General features: G+C 45.9%; 13 protein-coding genes. All 13 read left to right on the forward strand.

Annotation, left to right across the window (positions count from 1 at the left end):
- The first annotated feature begins 63 nt into the window (after positions 1-63).
- Complete coding sequence (gene mraZ / locus BAMF_RS28565) at positions 64-495, forward strand: division/cell wall cluster transcriptional repressor MraZ (protein WP_013352164.1); 432 nt, start codon at positions 64-66, stop codon at positions 493-495.
- A 69-nt stretch (positions 496-564) separates the two neighbouring features.
- A complete protein-coding gene (gene rsmH, locus BAMF_RS28570) occupies positions 565-1,500 on the forward strand; it encodes a 16S rRNA (cytosine(1402)-N(4))-methyltransferase RsmH (protein ID WP_013352165.1) in 936 nt (311 codons plus the stop codon).
- 39 nt (positions 1,501-1,539) lie between these two features.
- A complete protein-coding gene (ftsL, locus tag BAMF_RS28575; protein ID WP_013352166.1) occupies positions 1,540-1,893 on the forward strand; it encodes a cell division protein FtsL in 354 nt (117 codons plus the stop codon).
- Between the two features lie 6 nt (positions 1,894-1,899).
- Positions 1,900-4,029: a penicillin-binding protein 2B gene (gene pbpB, locus BAMF_RS28580; protein ID WP_013352167.1), complete on the forward strand. Its 2,130-nt coding sequence runs from the start codon at positions 1,900-1,902 to the stop codon at positions 4,027-4,029.
- 112 nt (positions 4,030-4,141) lie between these two features.
- Positions 4,142-6,061 carry a stage V sporulation protein D gene (locus tag BAMF_RS28585; protein WP_013352168.1) on the forward strand — a complete coding sequence of 640 codons (1,920 nt, stop codon included), beginning with the start codon at positions 4,142-4,144 and terminating at the stop codon, positions 6,059-6,061.
- Between the two features lie 194 nt (positions 6,062-6,255).
- The gene (locus tag BAMF_RS28590) at positions 6,256-7,728 is read left to right on the forward strand and encodes a UDP-N-acetylmuramoyl-L-alanyl-D-glutamate--2,6-diaminopimelate ligase (protein WP_013352169.1); all 1,473 of its coding nucleotides are present in this window, start codon (positions 6,256-6,258) and stop codon (positions 7,726-7,728) included.
- A gap of 107 nt (positions 7,729-7,835) precedes the next feature.
- Positions 7,836-8,810: a phospho-N-acetylmuramoyl-pentapeptide-transferase gene (mraY, locus tag BAMF_RS28595; RefSeq protein ID WP_013352170.1), complete on the forward strand. Its 975-nt coding sequence runs from the start codon at positions 7,836-7,838 to the stop codon at positions 8,808-8,810.
- Positions 8,811-10,166: a UDP-N-acetylmuramoyl-L-alanine--D-glutamate ligase gene (murD, locus tag BAMF_RS28600; RefSeq protein ID WP_013352171.1), complete on the forward strand. Its 1,356-nt coding sequence runs from the start codon at positions 8,811-8,813 to the stop codon at positions 10,164-10,166. It begins immediately after the preceding gene.
- A 59-nt stretch (positions 10,167-10,225) separates the two neighbouring features.
- Positions 10,226-11,326, forward strand: a complete 1,101-nt coding sequence (spoVE, locus tag BAMF_RS28605) for a stage V sporulation protein E (protein WP_013352172.1) — start codon at positions 10,226-10,228, stop codon at positions 11,324-11,326.
- A 116-nt stretch (positions 11,327-11,442) separates the two neighbouring features.
- Positions 11,443-12,534, forward strand: a complete 1,092-nt coding sequence (gene murG, locus BAMF_RS28610; protein WP_013352173.1) for an undecaprenyldiphospho-muramoylpentapeptide beta-N-acetylglucosaminyltransferase — start codon at positions 11,443-11,445, stop codon at positions 12,532-12,534.
- A gap of 25 nt (positions 12,535-12,559) precedes the next feature.
- The gene (gene murB, locus BAMF_RS28615; protein WP_013352174.1) at positions 12,560-13,471 is read left to right on the forward strand and encodes a UDP-N-acetylmuramate dehydrogenase; all 912 of its coding nucleotides are present in this window, start codon (positions 12,560-12,562) and stop codon (positions 13,469-13,471) included.
- A 129-nt stretch (positions 13,472-13,600) separates the two neighbouring features.
- The gene (locus BAMF_RS28620) at positions 13,601-14,389 is read left to right on the forward strand and encodes a cell division protein FtsQ/DivIB (protein ID WP_013352175.1); all 789 of its coding nucleotides are present in this window, start codon (positions 13,601-13,603) and stop codon (positions 14,387-14,389) included.
- 544 nt (positions 14,390-14,933) lie between these two features.
- A complete protein-coding gene (ftsA, locus tag BAMF_RS28625) occupies positions 14,934-16,247 on the forward strand; it encodes a cell division protein FtsA (protein ID WP_013352176.1) in 1,314 nt (437 codons plus the stop codon).
- The last annotated feature ends 11 nt before the right edge of the window (positions 16,248-16,258 follow it).

Consider the following 16,258-nt stretch of genomic DNA (forward strand, 5'->3'; position numbering starts at 1 on the left):
TGAGGTTGTGGAGAGAAGTGGCGGATAGTGGTGAGTTTAGGGGAGAAAGTGGGGGTCCTTATCATGTTTATGGGTGAATACCAGCATACTATTGATGCAAAGGGCCGCATGATCGTACCCGCAAAATTCAGAGAAGGCCTCGGTGAGCAATTTGTGCTGACCAGAGGGCTTGACCAATGTCTTTTCGGATATCCGATGAATGAATGGAAGCTGATTGAAGAAAAGCTGAAGGCTCTGCCGCTCACCAAAAAAGACGCCCGCGCGTTTACCCGTTTCTTTTTTTCCGGTGCGACCGAATGCGAACTGGACAAGCAGGGAAGGGTTAATATTGCGTCATCTCTTCTGAATTACGCAAAACTGGAAAAAGAATGTGTTGTCATCGGGGTTTCCAATCGAATTGAATTGTGGAGCAAGGTAATCTGGGAACAATACACAGAAGAGCAAGAAGATTCATTCGCTGAAATTGCTGAAAACATGATTGGATTTGATATATAATGGATCTTCGTGCATCACAACAACAACTGACAATTCAATTCATTCCTGATAAAGGTGGGACCGACACAAATGTTTCAGCATAAGACAGTACTTCTTCGTGAAACCGTCGACGGTTTAAATATCAAACCGGACGGAACCTATGTGGACTGCACCCTGGGGGGCGCCGGGCACAGTACATATTTATTGCAGCAATTATCGGAAAAAGGACGCCTGATCGCCTTTGACCAAGATGACACAGCGCTTGAAAACGCAAAGCAGACACTGTCCGAATACAAAGGACAACTCATTCTGGTGAAAAGCAATTTTCGTTATTTAAAAGAATGTTTACATGAACACGGCATTACGAGTGTCGACGGGATTTTATTTGATTTAGGAGTATCCTCTCCGCAGCTTGATACACCGGAACGGGGATTCAGCTATCATCATGACGCACCGCTGGACATGAGGATGGACCAGTCGGCCGCCCTTACGGCGAAAGAAGTCGTAAATGAATGGCGGTATGAGGATCTTGTGCGGATTTTCTTTAAATACGGAGAAGAGAAATTCAGCAAGCAAATCGCCAGAAAAATTGAAGAGGCAAGAGAGAAATCGCCTATTCAAACAACCGGCCAACTGGTCGATCTAATAAAGGACGCGATACCGGCTCCGGCCAGAAGAAGCGGAGGCCATCCGGCCAAACGCGTATTCCAGGCTATTCGAATCGCCGTAAACGACGAGCTTCAAGTATTTGAAGAGGCCCTCTTGCAAGCGATAGAGGTGCTGAAGCCGGGCGGAAGGGTATCTGTGATCACTTTTCACTCGCTGGAAGACAGAATGTGCAAGACGACATTCAAGGAAAAATCATCACTTCCCGAACTGCCTCCGGGTCTTCCTGTGATACCGGAAGAATTTGAGCCGGAATTAAAACTGATTACGAGAAAACCCATTACGGCATCAAAAGAGGAGCTTGAAGAAAATAACCGCGCCCGCTCAGCGAAGCTCCGCATTGCGGAAAAACGAAAATAACGGGCAGCAAATGACAAGATTAAAGGAGGTCATCAGCCTATGAGCAACTTAGCTTACCAGCAGGAAAAACAACAACGGCCAGTGATAAGCCCCGAAAAAAAGGTGATTGTCAAAAAGAGGGCTTCCATTACACTTGGGGAAAAGGTGCTGCTCGTCCTATTTGCCATTGCCGTTCTCTCCACTTCGATGTTTATCGTATCAAAGGCATATGCGGCATACCAATCCAATATTGAGGTGCAAAAACTGGAAGAGAAAGTATCTGAGAAGAATAAGCAGATCGCTGATCTCGAAAAAACGGCGGCTGACTTGAGCCAGCCTCAGCGCCTGATGGATATCGCCAAAAAGCACGGTTTGAATCTGAAAGATAAAAAAGTGAAAAACATACAGGAATGATAACCCATGCCTAAAAAAAATAAGTTTATGAACAGAGGAGCAGCGATACTGAGTATTTGTTTCGCTCTCTTTTTCTTTGTCATTCTCGGGAGAATGGCGTACATTCAATTAACCGGTAAAGCAAACGGGGTAGAACTTGCAACAAAAGCGACCGAGCAGCACGAAAAAAAGCGGACGATAGAAGCGAGCCGCGGCTCCATTCTTGACCGGAACGGCAAAGTGCTGGCTGAGGACACGGCGACATATAAGCTCATTGCCATACTTGATAAAAAGATGAAGCCTCAGTATGTCAAGGATAAAGAGAAAACAGCGGAAAAGCTGGCGAGTGTTATTAATCTTGATAAAAGCGAGATTCTGGACATCTTAAACAGGGATGGCGCGAAGCAGGTGGAATTCGGTTCAGCCGGCCGTGATATCTCTTATGCGAAAAAACAAAAGATCGAAAAAATGAATCTTCCGGGTATTTCTTTCTTAAGAGATACGAAGCGCTATTATCCGAATGGCGTATTTTTGTCAAATGTTCTCGGCTATGCCGATGTGAACGAAAAAACAAACCAGATCCAAGGCTCTTTAGGGCTTGAAAAAATACTGAACAACTATCTGACGGAACGCGACGGGTCCGTCACTTACGAAAGTGATAAATCCGGCTGGAAACTTCCGAACAGCAAAGAAAAAATCACCGCACCTAAAAATGGTGACAATGTATATTTAACCATTGATCAGAAAATTCAAACCTTTTTAGAAGACAGCATGACAAAAGTGGCGGAAAAATATAAACCGAAAAAAATCATGGCGGCTGTCGTAGAACCGAAAACAGGCAAAGTGCTTGCGATGGGGCAGCGCCCGAGTTTTGACCCGAATATCAGAAACGTCACCAATTATTATAACGACTTAGTGTCGTACGCGTATGAACCGGGTTCGACGATGAAGATTTTCACCCTTGCCGCGGCGATGCAGGAAAATGTGTTTTCTGCAAACGAGAAATACAAATCAGGAACCTATAAAGTGGGCGGCAAACATGTTAAAGATTGGAACAACGGTGCCGGCTGGGGCATGACAAGTTTTCATGACGGTCTCATGAGGTCGTCAAATGTCGCCTTCGCCAAACTGGCAAACGAAAAACTCGGATTTGACCGGTTTAATGAGTATCTGCACAAATTTGGACTTTATCAAAAAACAGGGATTGATCTGCCTGGTGAAGTTTCAAGCAAAATTAACTTCAAATATGATTTTGATAAAGCGTCTACGGCTTACGGCCAAGCATCGGCGATAACGCCGATCCAGCAGCTTCAGGCGGTCACTGCGATTGCCAATAACGGAAAAATGATGAAGCCTTACGTCATTGATCATATTGTTGACCCTGATACGAAAAAAGTCGTCAAGCAGACAAAGCCCGAACAAGTAGGCACGCCGATCTCAGCCGATACGGCCAAACAAGTCCGAAACCTGCTCGGAGAAGTCGTGACGTCAGACATCGGAACGGGAAAACCTTATAAAATTGAAGGTTTTGATGTCGCGGGGAAAACGGGAACCGCGCAAATCGCCGGAACGGGCGGATATTTATCGGGAACGAGCAACTATGTGTTTTCATTCATGGGCATGGCGCCGAAAAATGATCCTAAGCTCGTCATTTATGTAGCCGTTCAGCAGCCGCAATTAAAAGAGGGTCAAAGCAGTTCTGATCCTGTCGCGGAAATTTTTAACCCGACGATGAAAAACAGCCTGCACTACCTGAACATCGAACCGACGGAAAAGTCAGATGCCGGTCAGGAGGAAACGAAAAGCCAAAAAATGCCTGACCTGACAGACAAGACAGTTACAAATGCTGAGAAGGAAGCGAAAAATGAACATCTCACACCGATTGTCATCGGCAGCGATGTTGCCGTAAAAGAGCAGTATCCGAAAGCCGGGGAAGATGTGATCACCAATCAGAAAATCTTCTTAAAAACAGACGGGAAGGTGACGATGCCGGATATGTCCGGATGGTCGAGACGTGAAGTGCTTCAATTCAGCAAAGTATCAGGCATTCACATTGATGTGAGCGGCGAAGGTTACGCTGCAAGCCAAAGTGTCAAAAAAGGTAAAGAACTGAAAGAAAATACCGTGATTAAGGTGAAATTTAAAAATCCTGATTAACGGAACAGAGAAGCCCGCAGCTGCTGCGGGCTTCTTTTTTATGCTCCGCCGTTCTATGTGTCCAAGCTGAGGCATAAATTGAAACAAGCCTAAATAAGGAGTGGACGGTCCCTTGCGCGTTTCAAATGTAACGGTTCGAAAACGTTTATTACTGGTTTTGCTTTTTGGCGTGATCATTTTTTTGATCATTGACAGCAGATTAGGCTATGTCCAATTTGTAATGGGAGAAAAGCTGACTTCGCTGGCTAAGGATTCTTGGAGCCGGAATCTGCCGTTTGAGCCTGAACGGGGAGAGATCCTTGATCGGAACGGCGTGAAGCTGGCAACTAATAAGAGCGCGCCGACCGTCTTTGTCGTACCGCGCCAGATCCAAAATCCCATCAAAACGGGCAAGCTCCTTGCGTCAGTTTTAAATATGTCGGAAGAGAAGGTCTACAAACACATTACAAAGAAAACCTCTATAGAAAAAATCTCACCTGAGGGCCGGAAAATTTCTAATAAAAAAGCGAAAGAAATCAAAGCGCTCAACTTAAAAGGTGTTTATGTGGCTGAAGACAGCATCCGCCATTACCCGTACGGAAGCTTTTTGTCCCATGTTCTCGGTTTTGCCGGTATTGATAATCAGGGCCTTCTCGGATTGGAGGCTTATTATGATGATGACTTAAAAGGTGTAAAGGGATCTGTGAAATTTTATACAGATGCCAAGGGGAAGAAAATGCCGGATGAAGCAGATGATTACACCCCTCCGAAAGACGGACTTGATATGAAATTGACGATTGACGCCAAAGTTCAGACGATTATAGAAAGAGAGCTCGACAATGCAGCGGCGAAATACAACCCGGACGGAATGATTGCGGTCGCGATGAATCCAAAAAACGGGGAAGTGCTCGGAATGTCAAGCCGTCCTGATTTTGATCCGGCCGACTATCAATCAGTGGATCCGTCCGTTTACAACCGGAATCTGCCGGTGTGGAGCACGTATGAACCGGGTTCGACCTTTAAGATCATTACGCTTGCGGCAGCGCTGCAGGAGCAAAAAGTAAACCTGCAAAGAGACCACTTTTATGACAGAGGATTCGCCGAGGTGGACGGCGCCCGCCTCAGATGCTGGAAAAAGGGCGGCCATGGTTCGCAGTCTTATCTTGAAGTCGTCCAAAATTCCTGCAACCCGGGGTTTGTAGAGCTTGGGGAGCGGCTCGGAAAACAAAAGCTGTTTCAATATATTAAGGACTTCGGCTTTGGAAAGAAAACAGGCATCGATCTGCAAGGGGAAGGAACGGGAATCTTATTTCCGCTTGACAGAGTAGGTCCGGTCGAACAGGCGACAACCGCTTTCGGACAAGGGGTTTCCGTCACGCCGATTCAGCAGGTGGCAGCCGTATCCGCAGCAATAAACGGCGGAACGCTTTACACGCCGTTTATCGCCAAAGAGTGGGTTGATCCCGTTACGAAAAAAACCGTTAAGAAACAATCACCGATTGCGAAAAGGCAAGTTATTTCCCAGGAAACGTCAAAGCAGATCAGATACGCTTTAGAAAGCGTCGTCGCTCAGGGAACGGGACGGAATGCCTTTGTGGAAGGATATCGCGTCGGCGGTAAAACAGGTACGGCACAAAAAGTCAAAGACGGCAAATATCTCGAAAACAACCACATTGTCTCCTTTATCGGCTTTGCGCCGGCTGATGACCCCAGCCTTGTCGTATATGTCGCGGTTGATAATCCGAAAGGCACAATTCAATTCGGGGGAACCGTCGCCGCGCCGATTGTCGGAAATATAATGAGAGACAGTCTGCCGGAGCTCGGCATTAAACCGCGAAAAAATCAAATCGAGAAAAAATATCAATGGAACGACACAAAAACAATAGAGGTTCCGAATGTTGTAGGGATGTCTGTCTCTGATCTTGAGTCGCTGCTTGTCAATTTGAATATTGACTCCTCAGGAAAAGGCAGCAAAATTGTAAAACAATCACCTGCAGCCGGAACGAAAGTAAAAGAAGGCTCTAAGATCCGGGTTTACTTGAGTGAAGAATGAGTCTTTTTGAGGCAGCCGATTGTTTTCGGCTGCCTCTATCATAAAGAGAAAAAAAGAAGATAACTTTTAAGATTAACTGGATGTATCCTTTTATTTACGCTAAAATATGAACTGTATGTTTAAAAGCCATTCTGACTTTTATAAACGGTTATCATGATAAAAGAATGAATAGAATTTCTGAGAGGTTTGATACAATGAAACTTACAAAGCTGCTTACATATTTAATGACCGAACCTGTTCAAAATGACTTTCATGACCCTGACATAACTTCAATCGAGATGGACTCCAGGGAAGTGAGAAAAGGGAGTCTTTTTGTGTGTATAAAGGGGTATACGGTAGACGGGCATGATTTCGCCCAAAAAGCCGCAGAAAACGGCGCAGCGGCCATCGTCGCCGAGAAAGAGCTTGACGTCGATGTTCCTGTCATTATCGTCCGCCGGTCACAGCGGGCGCTCAGCGTTCTTTCTGACGCGTTTTACGGGCAGCCGACAAAGCAGCTGCAGCTTATCGGCATCACCGGCACAAACGGCAAAACATCAACGACGCATATGGTGGACGAGATTTTCAAAAAAGCGGGCAGACAGACCGGTTTAATCGGAACGATGTACATTAAAATCGGCGATGAGACATTCCCGGTCAAAAATACAACGCCCGAAAGCGTCACACTGCAAAAAACGTTCAAGAAAATGAATGATGAGCATGTTGAGACAGCTATTATGGAAGTGTCTTCTCACGCTCTGTCACTCGGCAGGGTACACGGCTGCGATTATGATATCGCCGTGTTCACGAACCTGACGCAGGATCATTTAGACTATCACAAGACGATGGAAGACTACAGACAGGCTAAAAGCCTCCTGTTTTCCCAGCTGGGCGGCTCCTTCAACCATGAAAAGCCGAAGCGGGCCGTCTTAAACGCAGATGACAAAGCCAGTGCTTACTTTGAAAGAGTGACGGCGGCGCATATCCTTACATACGGAATCGAAAACGATGCCGATGTCATGGCGAAACAAATTGAGATCTCTGCGCAAGGCACAAGCTTTGAACTCGTTACGCCAAAAGGAACAAAGCAGATTACGGTTTCGCTCGTCGGCCGGTTCAATGTGTATAACGTACTGGCTGCAGCGGCGACAGCGATCGCAGCGGGTCTGCCGTTTGATACGATCACAAGCGCTCTTGAAGAGCTGCAAGGTGTCAGAGGCCGGTTTGAATTGGTGAACCACAATCAGCCGTTTCCTGTCGTCGTCGATTACGCGCACACGCCCGACAGTCTGGAAAACGTCCTGAATACATGCAAAGACATGACAGAGGGCAAGCTTTTCGTCGTCGTCGGCTGCGGCGGTGACCGGGACAAAACGAAACGCCCGAAAATGGCGGAAATTGCGGTGCGGATTGCCGACGAACCGATCTTTACTTCAGATAACCCGAGAAGCGAGGACCCGCTGGCCATATTAAGAGATATGGAAAGAGGGGTAGAAGGAACCTACTATCACAGTATCGCAAACCGCGAGCAGGCCATCTTTTTTGCCATTGCAAACGCGAAAAAGGGAGATGTGGTCCTGATTGCCGGAAAAGGGCATGAAACTTATCAGCAGATCGGCAATGAAACATTCGATTTTGATGACGCCGAAGTAGCGGGAAGAGCTATTGTTGAGCTGAATAAAAAGTAAAACAGGAAAGAGTGTTAGAATGAGGGAAATGAAAAGAATTACGGGGAAAAAATGTGAATATGATAACTACGTATGTCGTTTGAACGAAACGGGAGGAGAAAAGAGCAATGCTTGAGCAAGTGATTTTATTTACAATAATAATGGGATTTTTAATCAGTGTTCTGATATCTCCGATTCTTATCCCGTTTTTAAGACGCTTAAAATTCGGCCAGAGCATCAGGGAAGAGGGGCCGAAATCACATATGAAAAAATCAGGGACGCCGACGATGGGCGGGGTCATGATTATCGTATCCATCGCCATTACGGCAATTGTGATGACGCAGAAATTTTCGCAGCTGAGCGCGGAAATGTTTCTTCTGCTGTTTGTCACAATCGGGTACGGCCTGCTGGGCTTTCTGGATGATTATATTAAAGTGGTAATGAAACGGAATCTCGGATTAACATCGAAGCAGAAATTGATCGGTCAGATCATTATCGCCATTGTATTTTATGGAGTATATCATTATTGCCATTTTTCAACCGGCATCAGGGTGCCGGGCACACATCTGTCAATCGATCTCGGCTGGGGATACTTTATCCTCGTTCTCTTTATGCTTGTCGGAGGTTCAAATGCCGTCAACCTGACAGACGGTCTGGACGGTCTCTTGTCCGGTACCGCGGCTATCGCATTCGGCGCTTTCGCGATCCTTGCGTGGAATCAGTCACAATATGATGTTGCGATTTTCTCGGTTGCCGTTGTCGGCGCCGTTCTCGGTTTTCTTGTATTCAACGCCCATCCCGCAAAAGTGTTTATGGGGGATACCGGTTCGCTTGCGCTCGGGGGAGCGATCGTGACCGTTGCCATTTTGACGAAGCTTGAAATTCTGCTCGTCATTATCGGCGGAGTATTTGTTATTGAGACATTATCTGTTATCTTACAAGTTATCAGCTTTAAAACGACAGGAAAACGAATCTTTAAAATGAGTCCGCTTCACCACCATTACGAATTGGTCGGATGGTCTGAATGGAGAGTTGTCGTCACATTCTGGACTGCGGGACTGCTGCTTGCCGTTTTAGGAATTTACATCGAGGTGTGGTTATAAGTGGAAAACGAACTTTTTTTGCAAAAACAAAACTTTCTGGTCCTCGGACTGGCGAAAAGCGGATATGCGGCTGCGTCGATTCTTCATGAAAAAGGCATTAACGTCGTCGTGAATGATCAAAAAGCCTTTGAAGAAAACGAACCTGCCCAGAGGCTTTCAGAAAGAGGAATTGAGGTCATCTGCGGTGAGCATCCGACATCACTTTTTGATCAGCATGACATTACCATTCTGATCAAAAATCCCGGAATCCCGTATGAAAATATCATGGTGGAGGAAGCGCAAAGAAGAGGCATCCCGGTCTGGACGGAAATCGAGCTTGCGTATTATATCACCAATGCTAAATTCATCGGCATTACAGGTTCAAACGGGAAAACAACAACGACGACCCTGATCTACGAAATGCTGAAAGCTGACTCGATAAAAACGCTGATCGCAGGAAATATCGGCACTGTCGCCAGTGAAGTGGCTTATCATGCTGACGGCGATGAATGGATCGTCACGGAGCTTTCTTCGTTCCAGCTTATGGGGACCCATGCGTTCAGACCTGAAATCGGCCTGATTTTAAATGTGTTTGACGCTCATTTGGATTACCACCACAGCCGTGAAAATTACGAAAAAGCAAAGCAGAAGGTGTATCTGCATCAGCTTGAGAGTGATACGGCCATCGTTAACCAAAACGATGAAACAGTCGTGCGGCTTGCCAAAGGCGGAAAAGCCGGCACTGTTCCGTTTTCAGTTTCTCAGGAACTGTCAAGCGGCGCATTCATTAAAGACGGAATGCTGATGTTTGGCGATGAAGCGATTCTGCCTGTTGATGACATCGTGCTGCCGGGCGCGCACAATTTAGAAAATATTTTGGCCGCTGTGGCCGCGGCAAAAACGGCGGGTGCGTCTAATAAAGCGATTCAGAAGGTGCTGACAAGCTTTACCGGTGTCAAACACCGTCTGCAGTATGTGACTGCGATTCAGAATCGTAAATTTTATAATGACAGCAAAGCGACGAATATTTTAGCCACAAGCAAAGCGCTCTCCGCTTTCAAAGCACCGGTTATTCTGCTTGCAGGCGGACTTGACCGCGGCAACGGGTTTGACGAACTGAAACCGTATATGGACAATGTCAAAGCAGTTCTTACGTTCGGACAGACAGCGCCGAAGATAGAAAAACTGGGCAATGAGCTGGGAATACAACATGTCAAACGTGTCGATAATGTTGAACAAGCAGTATCTGCGGCGTTTGCGCTCTCAAATGAAGGAGACGTCATCCTCTTGTCACCTGCGTGTGCAAGCTGGGATCAATTCAAAACATTTGAAGAACGCGGTGACATGTTTATAGATGCCGTGCATATGCTTAAGTAAGGGCTTGTCTCTGTTTATCCGGCAGCCCTAAATGACTTATGCTTGGGGTGTCGATTGCTTTGACTACTAAAAAAACATCGCCTGATTTGTTATTAGTTATCATTACGTTATTGCTTTTAACAATAGGATTAATTATGGTTTACAGTGCAAGTGCGGTTTGGGCGGATTATAAATTTGACGACTCGTTTTTCTTTGCGAAACGGCAGCTGCTGTTTGCGGGAATCGGCGTCATTGCCATGTTTTTCATTATGAATGTGGATTATTGGACATGGCGCACATGGTCGAAGCTGCTTCTGATCATTTGTTTTTTTCTGCTAGTGCTTGTGCTGATTCCGGGAGTCGGAATGGTGCGGAACGGTTCAAGAAGCTGGATCGGAGTGGGAGCGTTCAGCATTCAGCCTTCGGAGTTTATGAAACTCGCGATGATTGCGTTTCTGGCTAAATTTCTTTCTGAAAAACAGAAGAACATTACGTCATTCAGACGCGGATTCGTTCCCGCGCTCGGAATCGTGTTTTCTGCATTTATTATTATCATGTGCCAGCCCGACCTTGGAACGGGGACGGTGATGGTGGGCACGTGCATCGTGATGATTTTTGTTTCCGGTGCGCGAATCGCTCATTTCGCGTTTCTCGGACTCATCGGTTTAAGCGGATTTGCGGCGCTTGTTCTGTCCGCTCCTTATCGGATTAAACGGATCACCTCTTACTTAAACCCGTGGGAGGATCCGCTTGGAAGCGGGTTTCAGATCATTCAGTCGCTCTATGCCGTAGGTCCGGGCGGCCTGTTCGGGATGGGGCTCGGCCAAAGCCGGCAAAAGTTTTTTTACCTGCCGGAGCCGCAAACCGATTTCATTTTTGCTATTTTATCTGAGGAACTCGGCTTTATCGGAGGCTCGCTCATATTGCTGCTGTTCAGTATTTTATTATGGCGCGGCGTCAGGATCGCGCTCGGCGCTCCGGATTTATACGGCAGTTTTGTCGCCATCGGTATTATTTCTATGATTGCTATTCAAGTCATGATTAATATCGGCGTTGTGACGGGGCTGATCCCTGTAACAGGAATCACGCTGCCGTTTTTAAGCTACGGAGGCTCATCATTGACGCTGATGCTCGCAGCGGTAGGCGTGCTTTTAAATGTAAGCCGGTACTCGAGGTATTGATCTGTATCTTGCCTCATCACTCATGATCTATTCGTTATTTATAAAAAAACAGACAACATCAATAACCCTGTCCTAAAAAACAGGGTTATCGCTGTGTGATTAAGGGGGACATACAAATGCGTATTGCAGTAAGCGGGGGCGGAACCGGAGGACACATTTATCCGGCTCTTGCTTTTATTAAAGAAGTTCAGCGCCGGCATCCGGATGTGGAATTTTTGTATATCGGAACAGAGAACGGTCTTGAGAAAAAAATTGTTGAACGGGAAAATATTCCGTTTCGCGCCATTGAAATTACTGGTTTCAAACGAAAGCTTTCTTTTGAAAATGTAAAAACGGTCATGCGTTTCTTAAAAGGCGTGAAGAAAAGCAAATCGTATTTAAAAGAATTTAAACCTGATGCTGTTATCGGTACAGGCGGCTATGTATGCGGACCGGTTGTATACGCGGCGGCAAAAATGGGGATTCCGACGATCATTCATGAGCAAAACAGCCTTCCCGGCATCACAAATAAGTTTCTCTCGAAATATGTTAATAAGGTGGCGATTTGCTTTGAAGAGGCAAAATCGCATTTTCCTGCTGAAAAAGTTGTTTTTACGGGAAACCCGAGAGCCTCTGAAGTCGTCTCAATTAAGACAGGCCGCTCATTAACTGAATTCGGGCTGAAAGACAATCAAAAAACGGTGCTCATTTTCGGCGGAAGCAGAGGTGCGGCTCCTATTAACCGTGCCGTTATCGATATGCAGGAAGAGTTGAAAACGAGACCTTACCAAGTTCTTTATATTACCGGGGAAGTGCATTACGAGAAAGTAACGGCTGAGCTGAAAGGCGGAAAAGCCGCTGATAATATGGTGACAAAACCGTTTTTGCATCAAATGCCGGAGTACTTACAGTCAATTGATGTCATTGTGGCAAGAGCCGGAGCGACAACGATTGCGGAAATCACCGCACTCGGCATTCCGAGTGTGCTCATTCCGAGTCCGTATGTGACAGCCAATCACCAGGAAGTCAATGCACAGGCGCTCAGCCAGCATGACGCTGCGATCGTACTGAAGGAAACCGAGCTCAGCGGAGAAAAACTGATCGCTGCGCTGGACAAAATCGTAATGAATGACGAAACGTTAAAAGACATGAGTGAGCGGACAAAATCACTCGGTGTTCCGGATGCGGCAGCCAGACTGTACAGTATCATGGAAGACATTAAAAAATAGAGCAAATGGAATGCGGAGGTTTACGATGGAGAACGTAATTCAGGAATTAAGAGACCGCGAAGTCGGCAAAGTGCTGGAACAAGAACCGCTCGCGAATCATACAACGATGAAAATCGGCGGACCGGCGGATATTTTGATCATCCCAAACCGTGTGGAAGCGGTCAAAGATATTATGAATATTGTGAAAAAATATGATCTGCCATGGACGGTTATCGGCCGGGGTTCAAATCTGCTCGTCCTTGATGAAGGCATAAGAGGAGTTGTCATCAAGCTGGGAGCGGGTCTCGATCATTTGGAGATTGACGGCGATCAGGTGACGGTCGGAGGCGGTTATTCAGTCGTCCGCCTTGCGACTTCCATGAGTAAAAAAGGAATGTCCGGTCTCGAATTTGCAGCAGGCATTCCCGGGTCAATCGGCGGAGCCGTCTATATGAATGCCGGGGCGCACGGATCTGATATGAGTGAGATTCTTGTGAAAGCCCGTATCTTATTTGAAGACGGCACAATCGAATGGCTGACGAACGACGAGATGGATTTCAGCTACAGAACGTCTGTGCTGCAGAAAAAACGTCCCGGCGTGTGTCTCGAGGCAGTTCTTAAGCTTGAGCAAAAGGAACGGGAAGCCATCACGGCGCAGATGCAGCAAAACAAAGATTACAGAAAAAATACTCAGCCGTACTCCAGCCCTTGCGCAGGAAGCATATTCAGAAATCCGCTGCCGAATCATGCCGGCAATCTCGTTGAAAAAGCGGGATTAAAAGGACATCAGATCGGCGGAGCGAAAGTGTCCGAAATGCACGGGAATTTTATCGTCAATGCCGGAGGAGCGACTGCCAAGGACGTCCTCGATCTGATTGAATATGTGAAAAAGACAATCCGTGAGCAGTATGATGTCGAAATGCATACAGAAGTTGAAATCATCGGCGGGAATCGTTAAAAGGTTCTCTGATTTACATGAGCTCATGTGATATACTTTTAACAAATGTCAAACGGCATCACAGCATGCCGTTTGTTTTTCAATCAGACGAATGTCAAGCTGTTTCATTCTTAGTGAGGTGGACAGGCAGTGAACCCAAATCATGAAAGAGAAAAAATCGTAAATATTGAAGAACGGATTCCGAAAATCAAAGAGCAGCGGAAACAAAAAGCAAACCGCCGGCTGATTTCATTCATTGTGCTCTTTTTTATGATGGTGCTGATCATCGTGTACTTGCAGATGCCGATCAGCAAAGTCTCTTCTGTCACCGTTTCCGGAAACGAAAACGTATCTGAAAAAGAGATCACCGAGCTTTCTGATATACATAACGGACAAACCGAGTTCTGGAGTCTGAACAAGAAAAAAACAGAAGAAATGATTGAGCAGAACAAGCTGGTGAAAAAGGCGGACCTTTCAAAAGCATTTCCTAACAAAGTCAAAATTCACATTGAAGAATATAAGACCATCGCGTATCTGCAGCGAAACGATGTGTATTATGAAGTGCTGGAGAACGGGACCGTGCTGCCGAACGAAGTCACGCCGGATGACGCGGGCCCGATTTTAGTTGACTGGACAAACGCGAAAAAGCGGGTCAAAATGGCGGAACAGCTTGATAAGCTTTCCGGTTCGTTAAAACAGTCGATTTCTGAAATCTACTACACTCCGGTAAAAATGGATCAGGACCGGATCAAGCTGTATATGAACGACGGATATGTAGTTACAGCTTCCATTAAAACGTTTGCCAGCCGGATGAAGACCTATCCTTCTATCGTTTCTCAGCTGGACGGCGGGAAAAAGGGAATTATCCACTTAGAAGTCGCTACGTATTTTGAAGAATTTAACAAAGGTAAATCTGACAAGAAAAAAGAAACTGAATAGTTCTAAAGAACTATTTTCAAGGTGATTCAAAAGAATCTATTGCAATCAGCGGGGCAGCCGATATAACCGATAGCGGAATAATTATGACTATGTTTGTTTCTGCCGGGGATATGGCTGCCGAACAAGCGGAAAATTCTCAATGCAATGGGCGTGTTTTCTGCAGTGAGCATTGCATTTGGAATTTTCCTCCTGTTTCTTCTTTTTTTGGATGTTTCTGGCAATATCTATAGCTTTTCTGAAGATTCATCTTAGTGTAGACTAGTGGAAAGCGGGTATATTTGCATCTGAATTGCACAGTGTGATCCGTGACAAGAAATTTTACGGTAAGGTGGGCCGTCTCTAAAAAAAATAAAAAAATAGCGATATAAAAGAGGATATACATAGAATATAACGAATAGTTTCATTAAACATAAATTGTGAGAAATCAGATAAGAATTTGTTGATGCTGTTGTTTTTGTTACACACTTGTAAAGCCACATTCATTGTATTGTTGTTCCGCAAATAATAGAATAGAATTGATCGAAATGTGAGGAGGTGCCATAGAATGAACAACAATGAACTTTACGTCAGTCTTGACATCGGTACGTCCAATACAAAAGTGATCGTCGGAGAAATGACAGATGATTCCCTTAACATTATCGGAGTGGGAAATGTACCGTCTGAAGGGTTGAAAAAAGGCTCAATCGTTGATATAGATGAAACCGTTCATTCTATAAGAAAAGCGTTTGACCAAGCTGAAAGAATGGTAGGTTTTCCGCTGAAAAAAGCCATTGTCGGCGTTAATGGAAATTATATTCATATTCAAGATACGAACGGCGTTGTCGCTGTTTCCAGTGAAAACAAAGAAATTCACGTTGAAGACGTCCGCAGGGTGATGGAAGCGGCACAGGTCGTGTCAGTGCCGCATGAGCAGCTGATCGTTGACGTCATTCCTAAACAGTTTATCGTTGACGGAAGAGATGAAATTACCGATCCGAAAAAAATGCTCGGAGTGCGCCTGGAAGTAGAAGGCACGCTGATTACCGGCTCCAAAACGATCTTACATAATTTACTTCGCTGTGTGGAGAGAGCGGGCGTTGAAATTACTGATATCTGCCTGCAGCCGCTTGCGGCCGGTTCGGCGGCTTTGTCAAAAGACGAAAAAAACCTCGGAGTCGCCATGATTGATATCGGCGGCGGCTCGACGACGGTGGCGGTATTTGAACAGGGGCACCTGAAGGAGACAGCCGTCATTCCGCTCGGAGGCGAAAACATCACTAAAGATGTATCGATCGGATTGCGCACTTCCACCGAAGAGGCTGAAAGAGTAAAAAAACAATTCGGACATGCATTCTACGATGAGGCTTCAGAAGATGAAGTATTCGAAGTCACCGTCATAGGAACGAATCAAAAGCAATCTTTTACACAGCAGGAAATTGCGAATATTATTGAAGCAAGAGTGGAAGAGATTCTGGAGATTGCCGCAACCGAAATTGAGCATATGGGAATTACAGATCTGCCCGGCGGCTTTGTGCTGACCGGCGGACAGGCCGCAATGCCCGGAGTGCTTTCATTGGCACAGGAAGTGCTGAGGCACAATGTAAGGGTCGCAAGCCCGAATTATATCGGTGTAAGAGACCCTCAGTATATGACGGGTGTCGGCCTGATACAATTTGCCTGCCGAAATGCCAGAATTCAGGGGAGAAAAATAGGCTTTCATATGCCGGAAGAAGCCGTGCAGGAAATCGCGGTCTCTTACGAAGAAGAACATCATCAGCGGCCAGAGGCGCAGCAGCGTCCAAAAGCAAAACAAAAAACACAAGCCGAACACAACAAACCGAGCAAAATGAAAAAACTATTAAGCATGTTTTGGGAATAGATTGATAGTCA

It is taken from the genome of Bacillus amyloliquefaciens DSM 7 = ATCC 23350 (genome assembly GCF_000196735.1).
Classification (GTDB): Bacteria; Bacillota; Bacilli; order Bacillales; family Bacillaceae; genus Bacillus; species Bacillus amyloliquefaciens.

What these genes read in the sequence shown, in the direction of transcription:
- murG (WP_013352173.1), top strand. Translation starts at nt 11,443, where the DNA reads ATGCGTATTGCAGTAAGCGGGGGCGGAACCGGAGGACACATTTATCCG.
- ftsA (WP_013352176.1), top strand. Translation starts at nt 14,934, where the DNA reads ATGAACAACAATGAACTTTACGTCAGTCTTGACATCGGTACGTCCAAT.
- mraY (WP_013352170.1), top strand. Translation starts at nt 7,836, where the DNA reads ATGCTTGAGCAAGTGATTTTATTTACAATAATAATGGGATTTTTAATC.
- mraZ (WP_013352164.1), top strand. Translation starts at nt 64, where the DNA reads ATGTTTATGGGTGAATACCAGCATACTATTGATGCAAAGGGCCGCATG.
- rsmH (WP_013352165.1), top strand. Translation starts at nt 565, where the DNA reads ATGTTTCAGCATAAGACAGTACTTCTTCGTGAAACCGTCGACGGTTTA.
- murB (WP_013352174.1), top strand. Translation starts at nt 12,560, where the DNA reads ATGGAGAACGTAATTCAGGAATTAAGAGACCGCGAAGTCGGCAAAGTG.
- pbpB (WP_013352167.1), top strand. Translation starts at nt 1,900, where the DNA reads ATGCCTAAAAAAAATAAGTTTATGAACAGAGGAGCAGCGATACTGAGT.
- ftsL (WP_013352166.1), top strand. Translation starts at nt 1,540, where the DNA reads ATGAGCAACTTAGCTTACCAGCAGGAAAAACAACAACGGCCAGTGATA.
- BAMF_RS28590 (WP_013352169.1), top strand. Translation starts at nt 6,256, where the DNA reads ATGAAACTTACAAAGCTGCTTACATATTTAATGACCGAACCTGTTCAA.